This window comes from Corallibacter sp., from assembly GCF_048381695.1.
Classification (GTDB): domain Bacteria; phylum Bacteroidota; class Bacteroidia; order Flavobacteriales; family Flavobacteriaceae; genus Corallibacter; species Corallibacter vietnamensis.
Genome location: NZ_JBLXHI010000005.1, coordinates 93,928 through 117,982, shown reverse-complemented (window position 1 = coordinate 117,982; position 24,055 = coordinate 93,928). Strand labels below are relative to the sequence as shown.

At 35.5% G+C, this 24,055-nt stretch carries 7 protein-coding genes; 4 read left to right on the top strand and 3 right to left on the bottom strand.

From position 1 onward, the window contains the following. Nucleotides 1-3: 3 nt before the first annotated feature. Nucleotides 4-1,476, bottom strand: coding sequence for a T9SS type A sorting domain-containing protein (locus ACN5J3_RS08925; protein ID WP_418511512.1), 1,473 nt, complete (start codon nt 1,474-1,476; stop codon nt 4-6). 326 nt (nt 1,477-1,802) lie between these two features. Between ACN5J3_RS08925 and ACN5J3_RS08920 the strand changes: the two genes are divergently transcribed. The 4 genes from ACN5J3_RS08920 (at nt 1,803) to ACN5J3_RS08905 (ending at nt 21,987) form a co-directional block, all read left to right on the top strand. Then, nucleotides 1,803-11,681, top strand: a complete 9,879-nt coding sequence (locus tag ACN5J3_RS08920) for an HYR domain-containing protein (protein ID WP_418511511.1) — start codon at nt 1,803-1,805, stop codon at nt 11,679-11,681. Nucleotides 11,682-11,858: 177 nt separating this feature from the next. Next, a complete protein-coding gene (locus tag ACN5J3_RS08915) occupies nt 11,859-12,650 on the top strand; it encodes a hypothetical protein (RefSeq protein WP_417197621.1) in 792 nt (263 codons plus the stop codon). A gap of 148 nt (nt 12,651-12,798) precedes the next feature. Next, nucleotides 12,799-16,170 (top strand): M14 family zinc carboxypeptidase, encoded by a 3,372-nt coding sequence (locus ACN5J3_RS08910; RefSeq protein ID WP_418511510.1) that lies wholly within the window; start codon nt 12,799-12,801, stop codon nt 16,168-16,170. Nucleotides 16,171-16,347: 177 nt separating this feature from the next. Beyond that, complete coding sequence (locus ACN5J3_RS08905; RefSeq protein ID WP_418511509.1) at nt 16,348-21,987, top strand: LamG-like jellyroll fold domain-containing protein; 5,640 nt, start codon at nt 16,348-16,350, stop codon at nt 21,985-21,987. Between the two features lie 61 nt (nt 21,988-22,048). On the opposite strand, the gene hisS is transcribed toward ACN5J3_RS08905, so the two are convergent. After that, entirely contained in the window at nt 22,049-23,419 is a 1,371-nt protein-coding gene (gene hisS, locus ACN5J3_RS08900) for a histidine--tRNA ligase (protein ID WP_418511508.1), read from the bottom strand. Nucleotides 23,420-23,557: 138 nt separating this feature from the next. After that, the gene (locus ACN5J3_RS08895; RefSeq protein WP_417290112.1) at nt 23,558-24,025 is read right to left on the bottom strand and encodes a DUF6495 family protein; all 468 of its coding nucleotides are present in this window, start codon (nt 24,023-24,025) and stop codon (nt 23,558-23,560) included. Nucleotides 24,026-24,055: the final 30 nt, after the last annotated feature.

The window sequence follows — 24,055 nt, the reverse complement described above, 5'->3', positions numbered from 1 at the left end:
ATCTTAACGTACAACCAATTTCTTTACAGCTTGTTGGTTATCTCCATCAAATTTTAATAAATAGATGCCCGACTGTAAATCTAATGATAAAGTTGTATCACCTTGTTGTAAAGGATACGACAACAAACGTTTTCCTGTTATACTGAAAACAGTAACACTTGTAAATTGTGTATTATTTGATATGGTAACCTTACCTTGTGTTGGGTTTGGGTAAAGCGTAATTTGGTTTAAAGAAGCCTCCTCTACACTTAAGAAATCACAGTTTACAGGATCAAAAGTTACTATACCTAAAGATGCATTATCATTTTGATGTACAATAACAGCTTCAGCTGATGCTAATGTATTTGATGGGTTTGTAGTATCCCAACAATTATTCATAGCAGTAATAGCATTTGCTGTATTGTTGTACAACGCGTATGTAATACCACCATTGCCATTATTTGCAAATGAATTTTGTCCAACATTTGTAGAACCATCTCCAAGATTGATAGATGATTCTCCAATAACAGTAATTCCCCAAAGATTTCCGCTAATACTGTTACCGCTTGCTATAACTTCATAATCAGGTGAAGAACTATTTAATGAAATACCGCTTCCGCCAAGATTAGGGCTACCTTGCGTATCATTATTTTCAATAACATTGTTTCTAACATAAGCAAACGTATTACCACCTAAAATAGTAAGTCCGTAACGGTTATCTCTAATAACGTTGTCATCTATAATAGCATTAATAGCACCACCGGTAAAATTTGAAACAGCAATACCTCCAACTTGATTTAAACTACGGTCGCCTATAATGGTATTTTGAATAATTTGTAAAGGCTGTGTAGCCATGGTTGTACCTATATTTATTTGAGGCCTGTTTGAATTCACCTTGTTATTACCTTCAATATAATTATTGAAAATGTAAGGAGACACAGCACTATTTGCACCAGAGCTTATAGCAGGTGTGTCATTAAAACTGATGGTATTATTGGTAATTTGAGCTTGCCCTCTTGACAATGCTATTACACCACCTGTAGCAACACCAGAAACATTATTCATTATTGTGCAGTTATTTATTGTAAAATCTTCTGTAAGCACACGTAAGCCACCACCATACTCTATGGTCGCATTTTGAATATTTACCATTGAAAATTCTTCAAAACGAAATCCGTCATAAGGTGCAGTTTGATTTGTTGCAGTAAACAAAAAGTTATTTGCAGAAACCGTAAAAGCACCAAAAACAGTAATTAAAACATCAGCATCAATCTGAAGTGTTGCTTCAGAATCTATAAGCAAGGCATCTGTTGAAGAAATAGTAAGATTTCCTACCAAAGTATAAACATCGCCACTAACTGAAATTGTAGTAGGACTGGCAGTTACTAAATCATTTAGCGTATAGGTAGTTCCTGTATCTGGAGTTGTGAAATCTTGTGCTGAAATCATACTCACAATACCAAATATCATTAAAAAATTAAGTAAAAATTGTTTCATATAAGATTTTCAAGTTTTTATAAACTTAAAAAAATATCAAATACCTTTATGTTAAAACCCTGATTTAGTTTAATTGGAAATACCTAACGCTCCCGCTTTAAACGCTTGAAAAAATCTTAATACACTTTAACTATGATTTTTACACCTAAAACCTAATCAAAGAGTATCTATGCATTTTATCGATAATATTCGGCTCCAAGCTACTTCACAAGCTAATTTTAGCACTCCCTTACATATGGTTAATAGCAATCTTATCAAAAAAAACAGCAGCATTTATTGATGATTAATCAAAAAAAGCATGCATAAAATGTATAAAAATATTAACTATGAAATTAATTTACCCGCGACTTACTGCTTGTATTTACATACTTTTATTTGTTTTTTTAGGAAAACTTCATGCACAATCTGGCATATATGAGAGCTATATAATTCTTGATGTTAATGGAGCTGGAAACACCTATTATGACCTTAATTATGATACAGGAGGAAATCCTAATTTTTCTGGGCAAAATTTAGGGACGTTCACTAGTAGTAATACTCTAATTTTAAACGGTGGTCAAAACAAAACATACAAATGTGGTATAGATAATATTTTTAATAGTTATGTAAACTACAGAATTTACAGAAGCGGAGATACTGCACCTGCTTTTATTTCATCTGAAATGCCTTGGGCTTCTAATGATGGTAACTCGCATTGTTCTGGTGCAAGTATCGATCAAACATGGCAAACAACGACTGCAAATATTAACCTTTTAAACGGGTTAACATCTGGCGATTATATACTAGAAGTTTATACACATGCTGATTACGATTCAAATAATGATAATGTCATAGATAGCACACACTACATAAGTAATTTTGGCGCTAATTACATTGCGACATTTCGTGTAGATACAGCTCCTATTGCAAACTGTATTTCAATACCTATTAATGTACATTTGGATGCTTCTGGAACTGCTAGTATTACAGCAAACGACATAAATAATGGCTCTATTGATGATTTTGACACACCTATATTAAGTATTGACACAAGCACTTTTGATTGTAATGATATAGGTAACAACACAATAACACTAACTGTTGAAGATTCTTTAGGACAGACTGATAGCTGTACAGCAACCATACGAATTATTGATGGTATTCCTCCAACAATTACTTGCCCAGCAGATGTCACCGTAAACGTAGACTCCGGATTATGTACAGCATCTGGTGTGACTTTGGGAACACCAACCACCAACGATAACTGTACTGTAGATTTAGTATATAATGATGCTCCCACAACTTTCCCTATTGGAACGACCAATGTGACATGGGTTGTCAGAGATTCTGAAAACAACACAACTATCTGCCCACAACAAGTAACCGTGATAGATAACGCAGCACCAACGCCTGATACTACAACTCTTGCTGATGTAACTGCCGAATGTGAAGTAACTGCTTTAACGGCTCCAACAGCTACTGATAACTGTGGCGGAACAGTTACTGTAACAAACGATGCTACATTGCCAATTTCAACACAAGGAACAACTATTGTTACTTGGACCTATGATGATGGTAACGGAAATACGACAACACAAACCCAAAACATCGTGATTGATGATGTAACAGCTCCAACGCCTGATACTGCAACACTTGCAGATGTTACTGCTGAATGTGAAGTAACTGCTTTAACTGCTCCAACAGCTACTGATAATTGTGGTGGAACAGTTACTGTAACGAACGACGCAACGTTGCCAATTTCTACGCAAGGAACAACTGTTGTAACGTGGACTTACGACGACGGCAACGGAAACACATCAATACAAACACAAAACATAGAGATTGATGATATAACTGCGCCAACACCTGACAATGCAACACTTGCAGATGTAACTACTGAATGTGAAGTAACAACATTGACGGCTCCAACGGCTACAGACAACTGTGGTGGAACAGTGACTGTAACAAACGATGCTACATTGCCAATTTCAACACAAGGTACGACTGTTGTTACTTGGACCTATGATGACGGCAACGGAAATACGACAACACAAACGCAAAACGTGGTGATTGATGATGTGACTGCGCCAACTCCTGATACTGCAACACTTGCGGATATCACTACTGAATGTGAAGTAACCGCGTTAACGGCTCCAACAGCTACTGATAATTGTGGCGGAACTGTTACTGTAACAAACGATGCTACATTGCCAATTTCAACACAAGGTACGACTGTTGTTACTTGGACCTATGATGACGGCAACGGAAATACGACAACACAAACGCAAAACGTGGTGATTGATGATGTGACTGCGCCAACTCCTGATACTGCAACACTTGCGGATATCACTACTGAATGTGAAGTAACCGCGTTAACGGCTCCAACAGCTACTGATAATTGTGGCGGAACTGTTACTGTAACAAACGATGCTACATTGCCAATTTCAACACAAGGTACGACTGTTGTTACTTGGACCTATGATGACGGCAACGGAAATACGACAACACAAACGCAAAACGTGGTGATTGATGATGTGACTGCGCCAACTCCTGATACTGCAACACTTGCGGATATCACTACTGAATGTGAAGTAACCGCGTTAACGGCTCCAACAGCTACTGATAATTGTGGCGGAACTGTTACTGTAACAAACGATGCTACATTGCCAATTTCAACACAAGGTACGACTGTTGTTACTTGGACCTATGATGACGGCAACGGAAATACGACAACACAAACGCAAAACGTGGTGATTGATGATGTGACTGCGCCAACTCCTGATACTGCAACACTTGCGGATATCACTACTGAATGTGAAGTAACCGCGTTAACGGCTCCAACAGCTACTGATAATTGTGGCGGAACTGTTACTGTAACAAACGATGCTACATTGCCAATTTCAACACAAGGTACGACTGTTGTTACTTGGACCTATGATGACGGCAACGGAAATACGACAACACAAACGCAAAACGTGGTGATTGATGATGTGACTGCGCCAACTCCTGATACTGCAACACTTGCGGATATCACTACTGAATGTGAAGTAACCGCGTTAACGGCTCCAACAGCTACTGATAATTGTGGCGGAACTGTTACTGTAACAAACGATGCTACATTGCCAATTTCAACACAAGGTACGACTGTTGTTACTTGGACCTATGATGACGGCAACGGAAATACGACAACACAAACGCAAAACGTGGTGATTGATGATGTGACTGCGCCAACTCCTGATACTGCAACACTTGCGGATATCACTACTGAATGTGAAGTAACCGCGTTAACGGCTCCAACAGCTACTGATAATTGTGGCGGAACTGTTACTGTAACAAACGATGCTACATTGCCAATTTCAACACAAGGTACAACTATTGTTACTTGGACCTATGATGATGGCAACGGAAATACAGCTACACAAACCCAAAACATCGTGATTGATGATGTAACAGCACCTACAATATCTTGTCCAAGCGATATTTTAACTACAAATGAAATTGGATTATGTACAGCTGTAGTAACCTATATAGCACCTACTGGTTCGGATAATTGTGGCATTTTTACAATTAATCAAATCGCTGGTTTACCTTCTGGTAGTGCTTTCCCTGTTGGTACAACAATAAATACATTTGAAATTGTAGACACTGGTGGAAACATAACAACATGCTCTTTTAACGTAACTGTTAACGATAACGAGGCTCCAACCATAACTTGTCCTTCAACATTGGTTGTCAACGCTGATAATAATTGTGAATCAACAACAGTTGTTTTAAGTCCGCCTAGTACTTCAGATAATTGTGGCATAGCTTCTGTAACCAATAATGCGCCTAGTATATTTCCATTGGGAAATACAACAGTAACATGGACAGCAACAGACAACTCTGGATTAACTAGTACTTGTACACAAACAGTAACAGTTATTGATGCAACACCACCTACTCTTACATGCCCAACTCCTAATGCATTATACCTAACTGATGCAGGCCAATGTTATAGCGCTCTTTCATTTACTGCAACAGCTTCAGATAATTGTAACGGAGCACCAATACTTACTTATGAAGTAGACGGTAATCCTATTAACTTTCCGTTTAATTTTCCCGTAGGAACAACAACTGTAAACGTTATTGCAAATGATGGAAATGGTCAAACGACAACTTGTAATTTTAATGTTACTGTTGAAGATCAAGAAGCGCCTACTATGATTTGTCAACCATTAACTATCACATTAGATGCAACAGGAAATGCATCAATTACAGCTACTGATATAGATAATGGTTCATCTGATACTTGTGGAATTTCTTCACTTTCTATTGATCAAACTAACTTTGATTGCTCAAATATTGGAAACAATACAGTAACGCTTACAGCTATAGACAATAACGGAAACGCTGCAACTTGCAGTACTACAGTTACTATTCTAGACTATGTGCAAAGTGCCACTTCAACAATAACAGCTTCAACATCAACAACAATCTGTCAAGGCACACCCGTTACCTTTACATCTTCAAATTCAAATTTAGGAGCGAACCCACAATATGAATGGTTTGTTGGAGGTGTTTCTGAAGGAAATAACAGTCCTACTTTTACAACATCAGGATTAAATAATGGTGATGATGTGTATGTTGAAATCACTTCTGGACCTTGTAACACTGTCACTGCTAGTAACAGTATTGTCATGACTGTAAATCCACTTTTACCTGTTTCATATACATTAAACGCTTCAAACAATCCTATTTGCTCTGGTGAAAACACAACGTTTTTTGTAACCGGTTTAACAAATGGTGGAGCCACACCAACTTACCAATGGTATGTAAATGGAACTCCTGTTGGTGGCAATACCAATTCATACGTATCTAGCAGTATAGCAGACGGCGATATTATTTCAGTTGATGTTTCCTCTTCTTTAGCCTGTGCAAATCCAGTGCCAGCTAGAGAAAGTATTACGATGACTGTCACACCGGATGCAACAATAAATTTAAACTCTGGAAATGATAATCAAACGGTTTGTAACGGCACCGCAATGTCAAACATAATTTATACTATTGGTAACGCTACAAATGCGACTATTACTGGTATTCCTACAGGTATTACTGGAAATTATACATCTGGAGTATTTACTATTTCTGGTACACCAACACAAACAGGTGTTTTTAATTATACTGTAATACCTGAAGGCTGCGGTAGTGCCATTGCCACAGGAATTATTTCTGTAGGTCCTGATGCAACAATTAATTTGCTTTCTTCTTCTGAAAACTCAAGTATTTGTAATAATAATTCTGACAACTTAAATCTTCAATTTCAATTGAATTCTGGTGCTAGTGGCGCAACTTTATCCAGTTCACCTGCCTTGCCTGCTGGTATTACAGGAGCATTTGATTCAGCTTCTGGTATTTACACTATTTCTGGTACCACTAATCAAGATGGTATTTATAACTATACCATTACCACAACAGGATGTGGGTCCGGAGAATCAATTTCAGGAATCATTACTATTTATAACGGCATACCTGCAGCACCTGGATCAATCGATGGGCCTTCATCTTTTTTCTGCCCAGTTAATCAAGCTGTATATTCTGTAGTTCCAGATCCTAATGTAGAAAATTATAACTGGACTGTATCAGCTGGTCTATCTATTCAATCTGGACAAGGAACAAATGAAATTGTAGTGTCAGTAAACGGACTAGCTATTAACGAAACCATCAGTGTATCAGCCAGTAATGCCTGCGGTACTTCATCAACTACTACTGACTCTATATTTTTCAACTTCACTGCAAGTGACATTGATGCAGGAAACGATATTTATATCTGTGCCGGTACAACATCAGTGCAAATGAATGGTGACGATGGTGGGTTAGACTATGATGAATGGACTTGGGACGATAATGGTGCTGGAGGTAGCTTCTCGACCCATTATCTTGGTCAAACTAGAAACTGGAGTTGGGGCTGTTGGTGCTATGTATATAATGATATTTACGACTACACAGAAACAAGCACCTATACCATTCCTGCAACAGCACAACCAGGTGACATCATAACCATTTCACTTATTGCAGATAACTGGTTTTGGTGTGATCCGCTTGAAAGCACAATGCGCATTCATATTTTAGAAGAGCCTGAAGCAGAAATTATTTCATCTGATGTTACACTATGTGAAGGGGAATCAACAACCATTATATTTTCTGGAACACCAGGTGCTAGAATAAGATATAACGACGGTTCTGGAAATACAAATGTCAACTTAAATGCAAGTGGTAATTATTCTTTAGCAGTATCACCTACTACAACTACAACTTATACATTAAATAGGGTACGCTACACCAATGGTGCTTTCCCTGGCAACGGAAACAACTGTGATGTATATCTTAACGAATCCGTAACCATTACTGTTAATGAACCTCCAACAGTAACTGCACCAAATGATATTACTATATGCGAAGGTGACACTGTTGATTTATCTTCAGCTAATATAAATGGCACCAATCACGTAGGTAGCTGGAGTTCTTCTGGAACTGGAACTTTTGGAAGTGGTATATATACTCCAAGTGCGGCCGATATTTTTAACGGCTCTGTGACATTAACCTATACAAATACACCTAGTGATGGTATTTGTCCAACTGTAAGTGATTCAATGGTAGTAACCATTAATCAACTCCCTGTAGTTAATGCAGGTGTAAATCAAACTATTTGTAGTGATGGTAGTATTATTTTAAACGGAACGATTGGCGGTAGCACATCTGCTGTGACATGGAGCGCTCCTAGTGGTGTTTTCTCAAACATCAATGACTTAAACGCAACGTACACACCAGCAATTTCAAACGGAACAATTACACTAACATTAACATCTAATGATCCTGCTGGTCCTTGTGGCCCAGACATTGATACAGTGGTTATAACAGTAAACCAAGCAGCTACAGTTTATGCTGGTATTGACAGTATTATTTGCTCTGAAGATACTGTAGATTTATCAACTGCTAACTTTGGCGGTAGCGCAACAACAGCCACATGGGCTTCTAGTGGTTCTGGAGTTTTCAGTAGCGGATTATATACACCAAGCGCAGCAGATATAGCAAATGGAAGTGTTACACTTACGTATACAACAAACAACCCTGTGGGAATTTGTAATGCTGTTTCTGATAGTATCGTGATAACCATTAACGAGGCTGCAAGTGTTAATGCTGGTAATGATATAAGTACCTGTGCCAATATGAATACTGTAACACTTAACGCCACAACAAATACTAGTGGTAATTGGTCTGGTGGTACAGGAATATTTGCAGATAGCTCTTCTCCTACTACAACTTATACTCTTGGTACTGGAGAAACTTCAGGAACTGTTACATTATCATTTACAACAGTAGACCCTGATAATTCTGGACCTTGCTCAAGTGCTTCTGATTCAGTAAACATCAATATCACACCATATGTTACTGCAAACGCAAACAACTTAACAGCTATAAATACATGTAGTGATACAACTATCCAACTACAGGCTAATGGTTCTGGACAATGGACAGCTATTTCTATACCTGCTGGTAGCACATATACTTTCTCTAACCCAAATGATCCTAATGCTACGTTTACAGGTGAAAGTGGTATTGATTACACCATTACTTGGACTATAGACAACGCTTCACCATGTGCCGATAATAGCGATTCTTTTTCTGTATCTTTTCCAAATTGTGGTAATTATATAGATTTTGATGGAGTTGATGACTATGTTAGCTTTGGAAATAACCATGACGTATCTGGATCTTTTAGTTTTGAATCTTGGATTAAACCTCATTCAATAAACGGGCAAATACAAACTATTTTCTCTAAAAGAGATGCCAATAATTTATCAACTGGATACGATTTAAGATTAGTAAACAATACCATATCATTTCATGCAAATGGTACATCCATTTCCGCAAATGGTATAACATCAAACAGATGGCATCATATCGCTGTAACATTTGACGGTAGTAACTACAAACTTTATGTTGATGGTATCGATATGAATACAAGACTTGGACCAAATCCAACATCAAACTCATACGCTATGTTATTAGGCGCTATGCATCAAATTAATGATATACCAACAAATCACTTTAATGGTTGGCTAGATGAAATTCGAGTTTGGAATATTGCACTAACAACAGCTCAAATTAGAGAAATGATGAATCAGGAGATAGAAGCAAACGGAACTTCTGTAAGAGGTACTGTTTTAGGATTAGATATTTCAGGATTAGCATGGACTAATTTAACAGCTTACTACCAAATGAATCAAGGTATTGACATTACTGCTGGAAATTTAGCAGATAACAGTGCTACGTCAACATTAGGTAATTTAGTTAATATGACAACGTTACAAGATGAAACAGCACCGTTACCATATATATCAAACCAAAATGGTATATGGAACAATGCTAATACATGGTTAAATGGCAATGTACAGTCAATACCAAATTCAAATGGTATCAATGGAAACCCAATAAACTGGAACATTGTGCGAGTTCAGCACGATGTTACTTCTGGTAACAGAGCGACAACTGTTTTAGGATTATTAGTAGATACAAATCGTTATTCAATTACTAATAATCAACGCTTGGATGTTACTAAATATCTTAAAATTGATGGTGTTTTAGATTTAGTTGACGAATCACAATTACTACAACCAAACGGTAGTATGGTTGATTATTCTGCTACCGGATATATAGAGCGTGATCAACAAGGTACTAACAATGTATTTAACTATAATTACTGGGGAAGTCCTGTGAGCTCTGCTGGTATAAGTGGCGCACGCACGTATACAGTTGGAGACATACTATACGACAGTAATACACAAGCATTATGGACAGGTGGTTATAATGGGTCTTCATCTCCTTTAACAATAAGTAACCGATGGATTTACGCATTTGCGGAAGGCGCTGAAAATGCTTATTCTGATTGGATTTATAAAGGACAAAACGGATCTTTTGATGCCGCTTTAGGGTTTACTATGAAAGGTAGTGGTACTGCAACAGCAACTCAAAACTACACCTTTAGAGGACTTCCTAACAATGCTGATATTGAAACTAGTGTATCTGCCTCGGCAACTCTAAACCACCAAACACTGGTTGGAAACCCATATCCTTCAGCTATTGATGCCCAGACATTTATTAGAGATAATATTCCAGGAGGAAATGCTGGAACAACTGGCAGTATTGACGGAACTTTATATTTCTGGAAACAATCATCAACAAATAATACGCATCTTACAGTAGACTATCAAGGTGGTTATGCAACATACAACCTATCAGGAGGAAATCCTGCTGTTTCTCCTCCGGAGATAAATGGTGTTGGTGATGCCAGTGCTACCACGCCAAAACGCTTTGTTCCTGTAGCACAAGGTTTCTTTGTAACCTCTGCCAATTTAGGAGACCAAGTCACTAACACAGTTAGGTTTAAAAATACTCAACGTGCTTTTGTGAAAGAAACTTCTGGAAATTCAGAGTTCTTTAAAAACGCTCCTGTAATACAACAAAGAAATGAGACCGATGAAATTACTGATGATATTCAGCGTGTACGTTTGCAATTTAAAACTCCTGAAGGCGCTACAAGACCGCTTCTATTAGCATTTACACCTGATAATGCTGCATCTGATGATTTTGATTATGGATATGATGCCGAAAACGCAGATTTTGTTCCAAACGATATGTCTTTTGTCATAGAAAACAAAAAATACGTAACCCAAGGTGTTGGCAGTTTTGATTCTGAAAAAAGATATCCGCTAGCTATTGATTTAGCTAATAATGGAAACATTGAGGTATCGCTGGTTGACCTTGAAAACTTTGATGAAACCATTACCGTGTATTTACATGATGCTCTTCTAGGAACTTATACCTTATTAAACACTATAGATTACAGCATAAACCTTGATGCTGGAAATTACGAAAACAGGTATTTTATCACGTTTGAAGAAGATCAAACATTGCATGTAACAGAAACTAGTATTACCAATACTATTGTAAATTACTTAAATAGCTCTAATGAAATATACATTAAGGTACCAAATACAATGACTGTAAAACAGGTATATTTAATTAATATTTTAGGACAGACTGTTAAATCATGGAATGCAAGTAATGCACCTATTTCTAATGAATGTAAACTTCCTGTTGAGTACATATCAGAAGGGAATTATATTATTAAAGTGCAAACCAATAATCAGGCTACAATAAACAAGAAAATTATTGTTAAATATTAATCTTTATTAAAAATCATAGTATTAAAGCTCTCAATAAAATTGGGAGCTTTTTTGTTTTAAAACAATTTCAAAAAATGCATTTCAGCGATTTTTTTTGCATTTCGTAGATTTTTTTAAACATTTTTTTTATATTGCCACACCCAAACAAACAAAACATTCATTTAAACCCAAATCAAAATGAATAAAACTACCTACTTATGGATCATGGCATTAGCTTTAATTTTGCCATTTACACAACCTACTCTAGCGGCAAATACTCAAGAAACCATTACCAATAACGCAATTCAACGTGTACGTATTGATTTTACAATGCCAAATGGGTATGTAAGACATTTGCTATTAGCATTTACTCAAGATGGTTCGGCCACAGATGGATTTGACTATGGCTATGATGGGCGTAATATTGATGACTTTCCAGATGACTTAAATTGGATGATTGAAGATGAGCGTTTTGTTATACAAGGTGTTGGTGCCTTTAATGAAACAAAGCAATATCCTTTAGGCATGTTTTTAACCAACTCTGGTGAAATACAAATCTCTTTAAACAGTCTTGAGAATTTTCAATCAGAAATAGATGTTTATATATATGATTCAGTAAATAATACATCAACACGTCTTCAAGACACAAATTTTGAAGCGCTTCTGTCATCAGGGACATATCTTGATCAATTTTATATTGCCTTTGAAGATAAAACAAATCAAAATGGTGCTGCTTTATCTATAAATGAAAACACATTTAGTGACGCTTCAATAAATTACATCTTAAACTCAAAGCAACTTTATATTAAAACAAAAGAGAATTTTAATTCAATAACACTGAATAACATTAATGGACAGAAAATAAAAACTATACCAGTGTCTCCTACTCAAGAAATAAAAATTCCACTTTACAATATATCAGAAACTTACCTAATTGTGAGTATTCATAATCAAAATAAAAGCTCAAGCAAGGTAATTATTAGGCCATAATCATAATTTTTTTACAACTGAAAAGTCCGATAAAATGTAGTAAAATCGTACAAAATTGCATTTCATCGGATTTTTTTTACACTTTATGGATTTTTTAAAAAATTTTATTCTATATTAGCACCATTCAAATTCATTAAAACAAAACATGATGAAAAAAAATACTCTTCTTTTTGTAATAACATTGCTAGCACTACAAATGTCTTTTTCTCAAGAAGTTTACAAAAAAGTAAGCATCTCAAACACAAACCCTTCTGTAATTCATATTTTAGATATTGAAGGTATAGACTTAACATGTGGAGCTGTTTTTAAAAACAACTCATTAGAAATAGAACTTAACGAACATCAATTAATAAAACTAGATGAAAATGATATTAGCTATAATATCCTTATAGAGAATATGGAACAATTTTATAGCCAACGCGCTATAGCCAATCTTCCGCAAGCTAGTTTAGAATTGCAACAAATGAAACAAGAACAGCAAACCATGTTGCGTTCGTATAGTGTAGACGAAATATTAAATAACGTTGGTCAACATGATGGTTGTGATGAAATAGACTGGAATATTCCAAACAACTGGAGTATTAATGATGCTATAAACTACCCATCAGAGAGTAATCATTTTGGAGGTTGCTTAACCTATGATATGATTTTAGATGAATTAGATGCTATGAAAACCCAGTATCCTAATTTAATATCAACTAGAGCTAATGCCTCTCCATCAAACCAAAAAACCTATGAAAACAGAACCGTTTGGATGGTTCGTATTTCTGATAACCCTGAAATTGATGAACCAGGAGAGCCTGAAACCTTATATCAATCACTAATTCACTCACGTGAAGCTGCAACTGTAATGAATCAGTTATTCTTTATGTGGTATTTATTAGAGAATTATGATTCTGATCCTGCAATTAGAAATTTGGTAAACAATCAAGCTTTATATTTCATCCCTGTTTTTAATCCTGATGGATTTGTACATAACCAAAATGCCTCTCCTAATGGTGGTGGCGGACAACGTAAAAACAGAAACTCTTCTGCTTCAGGATCTTGTTCTACATATTTAGAAGGTATAGATTTAAATAGAAATTCAGCATATTATTGGGGTAACGGAGGATCCTCTACAAATTCTTGTAGCGATACATATATGGGAACTGGACCTTTCTCTGAAAATGAAACACAAATTATGCGTGATTTCTTTTTAGAACATGATTTTAAACTTGCATTAAATCATCATTCATATAAAAATGCTGCGTTACATGCCTATGCCGGAATAGATCAAGCTAATGCTAGAGCAGATGAATACTCAAAGTACAATTATGATATGACTTATTATAATAGATTTGCTCATGGACCAAGTACCTATATTAGCTACCTAAATAGTGGTAATATGAACGACTGGATGCAAGGTGGTCCTGCTGGTACAAGTGCAAATGGCACGCCTAGCGGAACAGGATCTGGTAAAAACACATTATCATGGACTCCTGAAAACGGATTATCTTCTCAAGGAATAGGTGGAACCTATGGCGGCTTTTGGCCACAGCCATCACAATATGTTCATATCGCTAAAAATGCAATGCGCATGAATTTTATGGCTGCATACTTTAGTGGTAAATATGCCAAGCTTCATGACTTTAACCAAAGTAATATTGCTAACCTATCAGGTGATTTAAAATTTGCTGTTGAAAATTTAGGACAAACAGCAAGTAATTTCACTGTTACCGTTACGCCTGTTTCTTCAAACATACAGTCTGTAGGAGCTCCTGTTGTGCTTTCTGGTATGACTGTATTACAACAAAATGATGTGGCCATTAACTACACATTAAGCCCTAGTATTCAAACAAATGATAAAATAGAATTTAAAGTTGTACTAACAAATGACTATGCTTCTGACAATGTTTTATACGAAGCTAATATTGTAAAACATTACACACCAACCGTTTTATTTAATGGAGACGCATTGTCTAACTGGAGTCAAACCACAGGAACATGGTATAGCACTTCAAACGCTTATTCTGGCACTGCTATAACATCAACAAATGGAGGTTCTTACAGCAACAGTTCAACAAAAAGAATTCAAATGAATGGTTCTGTAGACTTAAGCGGACTACCTAGTTCTGTTATTCAATTTTATGCTAAATGGGATTTAGAGCGTAGTTTTGATTATGTACAACTAGAAGGATCTACAGATGGCACAAACTGGACGCCACTTTGTGGTAAGCTTACAAAGCCAGGAGCTCCAGACGCTAATAACACATATTCAGGAAAATCATCAACTAATAATGATTTTCAACCAGACGGAGAGCCTCTTTATGATGGTGACACTCAAGGCAGATGGAATATGGAAGAATATGTTATTGATGCATCAAACAACAGCTTTCTTTTTGAAGAAAACACTGTTTACTTAAGATTTGAGTTTAGAACAGACGGCAGCAACAGACAAGACCGTTATGCAAACATGAATTTTGAAGGGTTTACTTTTGATGAATTTAAAATAATAGGCATTCAAATTCCTTGTGAAACAACAGTTCCTACAGGATTAATGGCTACAAGTATTACTGCAAATTCTGCTACAGTAAGCTGGGATAATGTTCCTTCAGCAACCTATACATTACGATATAGAGTTGCAGGTACATCAACTTGGACAGAAGTTACAAACTTAAGCAGCCCTGATAACGACCTAATAAACTTATCACCTGAAACAATTTATGAATACCAAGTACGTACACATTGTAGCAGTAGTTTTTCTTCATATTCTAGTTCAGAACAATTTGCCACAACCGCAGTGAACTATTGTGATGCTGAAGGAGATGACATAGGTGAAGAGTATATTAGTGCTGTAACCATAAACGGAACCACTAGCAATACAGAATCATCAACAAGTTCAGGGTATTCTGATTTAACAAGTACTGTTTTTACATTAGATTTAAATTCTACAGGAAATACAATTAGTGTATCAAAATATTGGACAGGAGACTTATATAACGAAGCAGTGTCAGTTTGGATCGATTTTAATCAAAATGGCACGTTTGAAAATTCAGAAAAAATATTTGAAAGCGGAGCTTCCCAAAACAACCCTGTAAGTTCGACATTTAATGTACCAAATATACCTACAGCTAGCACTGGAACAACTAGAATGCGTGTAATAATGAAATATTTTGGAGGTACAGGAAACACAGCAGATGATCCTTGCGAAACATTTAATTATGGTGAAGTTGAAGATTACACTGTAGATATTATAGATTCTACATTAAACACAAGTACTTTTAGTGAAAGTGATATTTCAGTATATCCAAATCCTTTTAATAATACGATACAAGTAAAATTAAATAACATAAATACAAGTGTTGGAATAAATGTATATGACATTAGCGGCCGGTCTGTATTAAGTTTAGAAAATCAATCGCCTATAAACAATGAGATTTTGGTAACAAATTTAAGCTCATTATCTAGCGGCACTTATTTTATAAAAGTGACCGAGAATACTACACAATCTCATATTATAAAGAGAATTATAAAAAAATAAGAGTTGTAAACAAATAAGGCTGAAAAAGCAGTTTTTCAGCCTTTAAACACCTAAAAAACAACAATTTAAAAGTTATATTACATTTCATCGATTTTTTTTGCATTTCACAGATGTTTTTATTTATATTTGTCTAATTATTAATCAATTAATTAGTCCCAAAACTAAATTAATCTGCTTATGAAAAATATTACAATTTCAGTATGTAAGCGCATAATCGTACTTTTTGTGCTTTTTATTTCAAATTATACATTTTCACAATATTGCGCATCAAACGGCGATAATACAAGCGATGAGTATATAGGTAGAGTTCAGCTCAATACTATTAATAATAGTTCTGGAGCAGGTACGACTAGTACAGGATACTCTAACTTCACTGCTATATCAACCACATTAACTCGAGGTAATAATTACACCATTACTATAACTCCTTTCTGGACTGGAACTGTTTTTGATGAAGGATACCGAGTTTGGATTGATTATAATAATGATGGTGATTTTGCTGATGCAGGAGAAGAAGTTTATTCCAGAGCAGCCACAAATAACACATCTGTATCAGGAACATTTACAGTGCCTGGAACTGCTATCACCGGAAATACAAGAATGAGGGTTAGTATGAGATACAGCACAGAGCCAGATTCTTCTTGTGGTTCTTTTAGTTTCGGTGAAGTTGAAGATTATACCATTAATATTTCTGGAGGTTCACCACAACCTGAAATTAATTTGGTTGGAAATGGTAACACTATAAACAATAGTGACACGACACCAACAACAACAGATGACACTGATTTTGGAACTATAAATGAAGGCGCTACAAGAACCCATACATTTACAATTCAAAATTTAGGAAGTTCAACCTTAAATATTGGCACAATTACAAGTAGTAATAGTAATTTTATTATAACATCTACACCATCAGCTACAATTGCAAGTGGAGCTTCCTCTAACTTTTCTGTACAATATGCTCCTAGCACCTCTGGTACAGTAACATCTGTAATACAAATTGCAAATAATGATAGTAACGAAAACCCATATACATTTACAGTACAAGGTAATGCCAATCCTTTACCACCTATGTATACGGCATACTATGAAAATTTTGATTCTAATAATGGAGGCTGGACAAACACAACAAGTACCAATGATTCATGGGTATGGACTAATGGCTTTGGAACAGCAAATGAAATGGGAGAAGGTTCTTTCTGGAGAAATACAAACTACAATAACTATAGTAACAATACTAATATTGTTGTTCAAAGTCCCGTATTAAATTTTACAGGATTAAAAGATCTTAAATTAAGTATTGACATTAAATATAATACGCAAAGTAATACAGACGGAATGCGAATATTGTATTCTGTTAATGGTAACCCTTTTGTTCTTTTAGGCTCAAGTGGTAGCGGAACAAAATGGTATGGTGGTAATGTTAGTGCATTAAGTTCTGATGGATGGAGCGGAGACGGACATTCAGCAGATCCTGCCTTTAATCCTCATAGCCAATTTGAAAGATCTTCTATAACACTACCTAACGGAACATTTTCTAATGTATCTAATGTAAGGTTTAGAGTGCAATTTAGATCTGACAATAGCACAAATCAAGATGGTGTTGCCTTTGATAACGTATTAATTGAAGCTAATCCTATCACAGCATTATCAGGTGCAACAGTTGCTCCTGCTAACCTGACAGGAAACTTAAGGTTATGGCTAAAAACCAATACGGGTATTTCTGTTACAGATGGTAGCAAATTAACTAATTGGGAAGATCAAGCTTACGATACATCATTAGATAAAGAAGATGCTTACGCTTCAAACACACTAGCACCAACATACAGGGATAACATAAATAGAAACATGAATTATAATCCTGTAGCAGACTTTGACCATGATAATATAGAATACATGAATGGTAAAGGCGGATACTTTGCTCAAGATTATTTTGCTGTATTTAGAAGTGATGATGAAGTAGACACCAATACCGGAAGCTATTCTCCTGGTAGAGAATTTGTAATTGGTGGAAGATTCTCTGACGAAGCTTATCACGAAGATGCAACTGGTTTAGCAATGGGAAGTTCTACAGCTCGTTACAGCAATGAAGTATTAGCGCATAACATAAGTTCTTTCCCTAATGCTTCAAATGCAGGACCTAATGACACGTCTTATGGTAGAGCTTTTACTTCAACAAGTACTACTTATAGAAATCACCCTATAATAGTTAATGTTAAAACCAACGCTTCAGGTACTTTGTCAGAAATTTATAAAAACGGTAAACGTATTGATAACACTACTGGTCAAGCTGGTAACGGCACTAACCTAAACTTTAATGAATTTAATAATTTACAATTTCTTATAGGTACAGGACGAAGTGGTATTACAGGAAGAACAACATCTCAAATGAATGGAATGATAACCGAAATCATTTCATATACATCGCCAAACTCTGCTATTAACCAACAAAAAATACAAAGCTATTTAGCTGTAAAATACGGAGTTACACTTCAAGATGCATCAAGCGGATTAGCAGACCACAGATTAAATGACGTAGACTATATTGATTCTCAAGGATCTATAATTTGGGATACAAGTGATAATGTAGGCCACAACTATGATGTTGCTGGTATAGGACGTGATGATGCCTCCTTATTAGATCAACGACAATCTAGAAGTCAAAATGACGAAGCTGATGGATTAGGACCAACAAGCGGATTCTTAACCATGGCACTCACCGACACATACAATACAAACAAAGAAAATATAGCAAATACAACAACATTAAATGACAGAGAGTTTTTAATGTGGGGAAATAATAATGCTGACATTAACGGTGAACCAACTGTTGTTAATGTTGATATGAGTGCCAATATAGGAGATCCTTCATTACAAACAATTGTTACCTTTACTGCTATTCCACGTATTTGGAAAGTAAAAGAACATGGTGGCGATATCCCAAAAGTTGAGGTTTCCATTCCTGTGAGTGCAGTAAGAACAGCTAACCCTCCTGATGGTAAATATTTAATGTTTATATCTCAAAATGGAATTTTTGATCCTTCTGCAGATTATAGAGTAATGACAGAATCTGGAGGCTATTTATATGCAGACTATGATTTTGATGGCACTGAATATATTACATTTGGCTGGGCTCCTGAACGTGAGTTTATAAGATCTATTTACTTCAATGGCTCTACAGATTACGTAGACATGGAAGATGCATTAGACTTAAACCCTACAGGATTTACAATTTCGGCATGGGTAAACGCAAACACTAATTCAAACAACACCTCTATTCTTTCTAAAAGAAATGCAGCATATACAGAAGGATACGACTTTAAAATAACAAGTACCGGAAAATTCCAAGTATCTTGGAAAAGAGCTTCTGGAAGCATGCAATCAATAACTTCTAATACAACAATTCCAAAAAATCAATGGCATCAATTAGCTGTTATTTATAACGGTACGCGAGCTTTCTTGTATATTGATGGAATATTAGACAACGAGGCTAACTTATCTGCTCCTGAAGACACAAACCAATCTTTTTATATAGCTGCTGCTGATAAAAACACACCTCAAGCATTTTTCCACGGAAATATTGATGAGGTTCGTGTATGGAATACTGCTTTAACATTAGATCAACTTCATTATATCATGAATCAAGAAATTGAAGAAAATTCAAGTTTTGTTAGCGGTTCCTACTTTGAAACTAGGAGTATCACACCTACCAAAAATGACATTGCAACTTTACCTTGGAGTGATTTAGCAGGATATTATCCTATGTCTATCTATACCTACACAAACACAAAAGATGAATCAGGTAACGGTCATCAAGGTGCTTTAAGAAACTTAAAAACTGTTGATAAACAAACTGCGCCATTACCTTATATTTCTGCCGCTAGTGGTGGTTCATGGGATGCAGATGCTACTTGGGAAAATGGAAACATGCAAACTAAACCAGGTGCAAACTCTATTGTAGACAACACAATAACAGTAGACTGGAATATTGTTGAAACCAACCATAATATTACTATGGATAATAGCGGGCTTGCTACAGGAAATGCTGGAAACAGAAACCTACTAGCTTTATTTGTTGACAGTAATGAACTAACAGTAGATGGAGACAATGCAACCGAAAACGGTTATGGTGTTACAATTTCTCATTACCTTAATCTAGATGGTAAAATAGATTTAGAAGGAGAATCTCAACTTATTCAAACTTTAGATAGTGATTTAGTCGTAGGAACTTCTGGTAGCCTAGAAAAAGACCAACAAGGAACACAAGATTTTTATACTTACAACTATTGGTCTTCTCCTGTTGGTACAGGAACATCTGCGTCAAACAACTACAGTTACTCACTAAATAACAATATATTAAAAGACGGAACAACACCTGCTACACCTTCAAACATCACGTTTGTTAGTGGTTATAATGGTGCCACATCACCAAGCTTGAGTATTGCTCATTATTGGATTTGGAAGTTTGGAAATTTACCAAGTGGTGACTATTCTTCTTGGCAACACGTTAGAAATACTGGTACTATTTTAGCAGGAGAAGGATTTACTATGAAAGGTGTTGCTGATACTGGCGGAACAGTGTCATTAGAGCAAAACTACGTGTTTGACGGAAAACCTAACAACGGAGATGTTAACCTAACAATAAACGCTGGTAACGATTACCTTGTTGGAAACCCTTATGCTTCTGCCATAGATGCCGAACAATTTATAATTGATAATGGTGCTAGGTTAGATTATACAGACCCATCAGGTTCAGGAACTTATCCTGAAATAGACCCATCTATAAGCGGAACATTATATTTCTGGGAACATTGGGGCGGCGGTTCTCATGTTACTGCTGAATATCAAGGCGGTTACGGAACTTACAATTTCTCTGGTGGCGTACCTGCCGCAGCTTATGGCACACCAGATCCTGATGTAGCACAAGTAGGAACCGGAACAAAAACACCTGGACGTTATATCCCAGTTGGACAAGGGTTCTTTGTAACAAGTGATAACTCTGGAACCATAAACTTCAATAACGGTCAACGTGTATTTCAAAAAGAAGGAACTGCTGCCTCTGTATTTATGAGAAACAGCAATTCAGCATCTACCACAGAGAACAGTACAGAAATTGTTGATGAAAGAATGAAACTGCGCATTGGTTTCAACTCTGTAAACACCATTCACAGACAGTTATTGGTTACAGTTGATGATAGAGCCACTGCTGGTGAAGACTGGGGATTTGATGCAGAAATAACTGATGATAAAGAGTATCAAATAGACGATATGGCTTGGCTAATTGAAGATAAAAAATACACCGTACAAGGTATCAATGAAATAAACCAAGCAACAATTCTTCCTCTGGAAATACATACTAGTACTGACGGAATGAACAATATCACAATTGATATTTTAGAAAACGTTCCTAATGATTTAAATATTTATGCACACGATAAAGAGTTAAATATTTATCACGATTTAAGAGAAAGCAACTATGAAATTTTCCTTTTAGCTGGAGAATATTTAGATCGTTTTGAGATTACATTTCATGATGACAATCTATTAAGTGTTGATGAAAATGAAATTGCAGATACACTACAAGTTTTCTATGCAAACAGTAAAGAAAGTATTGTTATTCAAAACCCTAAATTAGTAGATTTAAAATCTGTTGAAGTATTCAATATTTTAGGACAATCTATCTATACTTTTGATGATTTAGAAACAGCAAATCATTTAGAACTTAAAACAAATCAAATTAGTACAGGAACATACATTTTACATCTTAAAACAAATGATGATAATACGACAATCACTAAAAAAGTATTGGTAAAATAATCCTGACTAAAGTATTTATATTAAAAAAGCCTGAAACTTACTTTCAGGCTTTTTTGCTTTTTTATGATAATTGAGATACTAATTGTGTGAGCGTTACTGATGATTGTTCACCAGAAACCATGTGCTTTAATGTATACGTATTGCTTTCTATCTCCTTCTCTCCTACTATAACAACATAAAGAATATTACGCTTATTAGCGTGATTCATCTGTTTTTTCATTTTTGCTGCATCAGGATAAAGTTCTGCGTTTATGTTATTTGCTCGCAACTCTTTAATAGCTTTCATGCTAAATAAAGCTTCTTTATCTCCAAAATTAATAAAGAGTACATCGATATTTTTAGTAACAGTTTCTGGAAATAAATTTAATTCTTCTAGAACTAAATATATTCTGTCTAGACCAAAACTAATACCAACACCACTTACATTCTTTAAACCAAATATACCTGTTAAATCGTCATAACGACCACCACCACCAATAGATCCCATGGCTACTCCTTCAGGTGCTGATACTTCAAAAATTGCTCCTGTATAATAATTCAGTCCGCGTGCTAATGTAACATCTAACTGTAGTTTGGCTGTACTTAATCCTAATTCAGAAATTGCAGCATCAATAAATTCTAATTCTTCAATACCTTTTTTTCCTTCATCAGATGTACTTAATATAGTTTTAAGCTGATTAATTTGTGTTGCAAAATCACCACTTAACGAAAATAAAGGTTGTAATGCATCTATTCCTGTTTGCGGAATACCTTTGCTCAACATTTCTTCTTTTACTTTTTCCTCACCTATCTTATCAAGCTTATCAAGCGCTACAGTAAAATCTATAAGCTTATCACTTGCTCCAATAACTTCAGCAATACCTGAAAGAATTTTTCTGTTGTTAATTTTAATAGTAACTCCATCTAGCTTTAAAGCAGTAAATACGGCATCATACAACTGTACAAACTCAACTTCTTGCCACAACGACGTAGAACCTACAACATCTGCATCACATTGATAAAACTCTCTGAAACGTCCTTTTTGTGGTCTGTCGGCACGCCAAACAGGTTGCATTTGATAGCGTTTAAACGGAAACTCTATCTCGTTTTGATGCTGTACCACATATCTTGCAAAAGGTACGGTTAAGTCATAACGAAGTGCTTTTTCAGATATTTTAGGTGTTATTTTTCCAGAATCTTTTTCTGCATAAAGCGTATCATTTACTTTATTTAAAAAATCTCCTGAATTCAATATTTTGAAAATCAAACGATCACCTTCATCACCATATTTTCCCATTAAGGTGTCAGAATTTTCAAAACTTGGTGTCTCAATGGGTTGAAATCCAAAACGTTCAAATTGTGTTTGAATGGTATTAAAAATATAGTTTCGTTTTGCTACTTGTTCTGGATTAAAATCTCTAGTACCTTTAGGGATGCTTGGTTTTTGTGCCATAGTAATTTTTCACGTAAGTGAAAATCTCTTTTTATATTATTAAATATACATACCAACTTTGATGTTTCTTGATATGATAAAACAAAAATAATGGTTTTAATTTGAAAATAGGCGTTTGCCTATTCAGGAATAAGTTTATTAGTTTATAAGCTTGTTAAGATACTCGTATAAGTCGCCTTTTGTAATGACTCCACCTTGCTGAATAAGCTTAAACTTGTCGGCATGTTTGTCTTCAGAGTAGTCTTTTTTTGCTTGTAAAAACTCTACATTTTCATCCATTAAATTTTCTCGTAACCAATCAAAACCTTCTCTTGTTGTTAAGTCTATTGGTGTATTAAGTTTTACGGCAATAACGTGCATGTGAGAGTCATTCAAGTTAAACAAATGCATTTGTTGTGGTGAAATATGCTCTATATAAGTTACTTTACTTAATACGCCTTCCCAAACCAAATCACTAAAAACGTCTAGTTCTTGCTCTGCAACCTCTGGTTTATTGGTTTTAATATCTTCCCATTCGTCGGCTGTTATAGATTGTGTTGCTAGAAAGTTTATAAATTCTTTATGTAACTCTTCAAATTGTTCTTTGGTAAGTCTTGAATACTTCATGAAAATTTATTTACTATGATTATAGAAATT

What these genes read in the sequence shown, in the direction of transcription:
- ACN5J3_RS08925 (WP_418511512.1), bottom strand. Translation starts at nt 1,476, where the DNA reads ATGAAACAATTTTTACTTAATTTTTTAATGATATTTGGTATTGTGAGT.
- ACN5J3_RS08920 (WP_418511511.1), top strand. Translation starts at nt 1,803, where the DNA reads ATGAAATTAATTTACCCGCGACTTACTGCTTGTATTTACATACTTTTA.
- ACN5J3_RS08915 (WP_417197621.1), top strand. Translation starts at nt 11,859, where the DNA reads ATGAATAAAACTACCTACTTATGGATCATGGCATTAGCTTTAATTTTG.
- ACN5J3_RS08910 (WP_418511510.1), top strand. Translation starts at nt 12,799, where the DNA reads ATGAAAAAAAATACTCTTCTTTTTGTAATAACATTGCTAGCACTACAA.
- ACN5J3_RS08905 (WP_418511509.1), top strand. Translation starts at nt 16,348, where the DNA reads ATGAAAAATATTACAATTTCAGTATGTAAGCGCATAATCGTACTTTTT.
- hisS (WP_418511508.1), bottom strand. Translation starts at nt 23,419, where the DNA reads ATGGCACAAAAACCAAGCATCCCTAAAGGTACTAGAGATTTTAATCCA.
- ACN5J3_RS08895 (WP_417290112.1), bottom strand. Translation starts at nt 24,025, where the DNA reads ATGAAGTATTCAAGACTTACCAAAGAACAATTTGAAGAGTTACATAAA.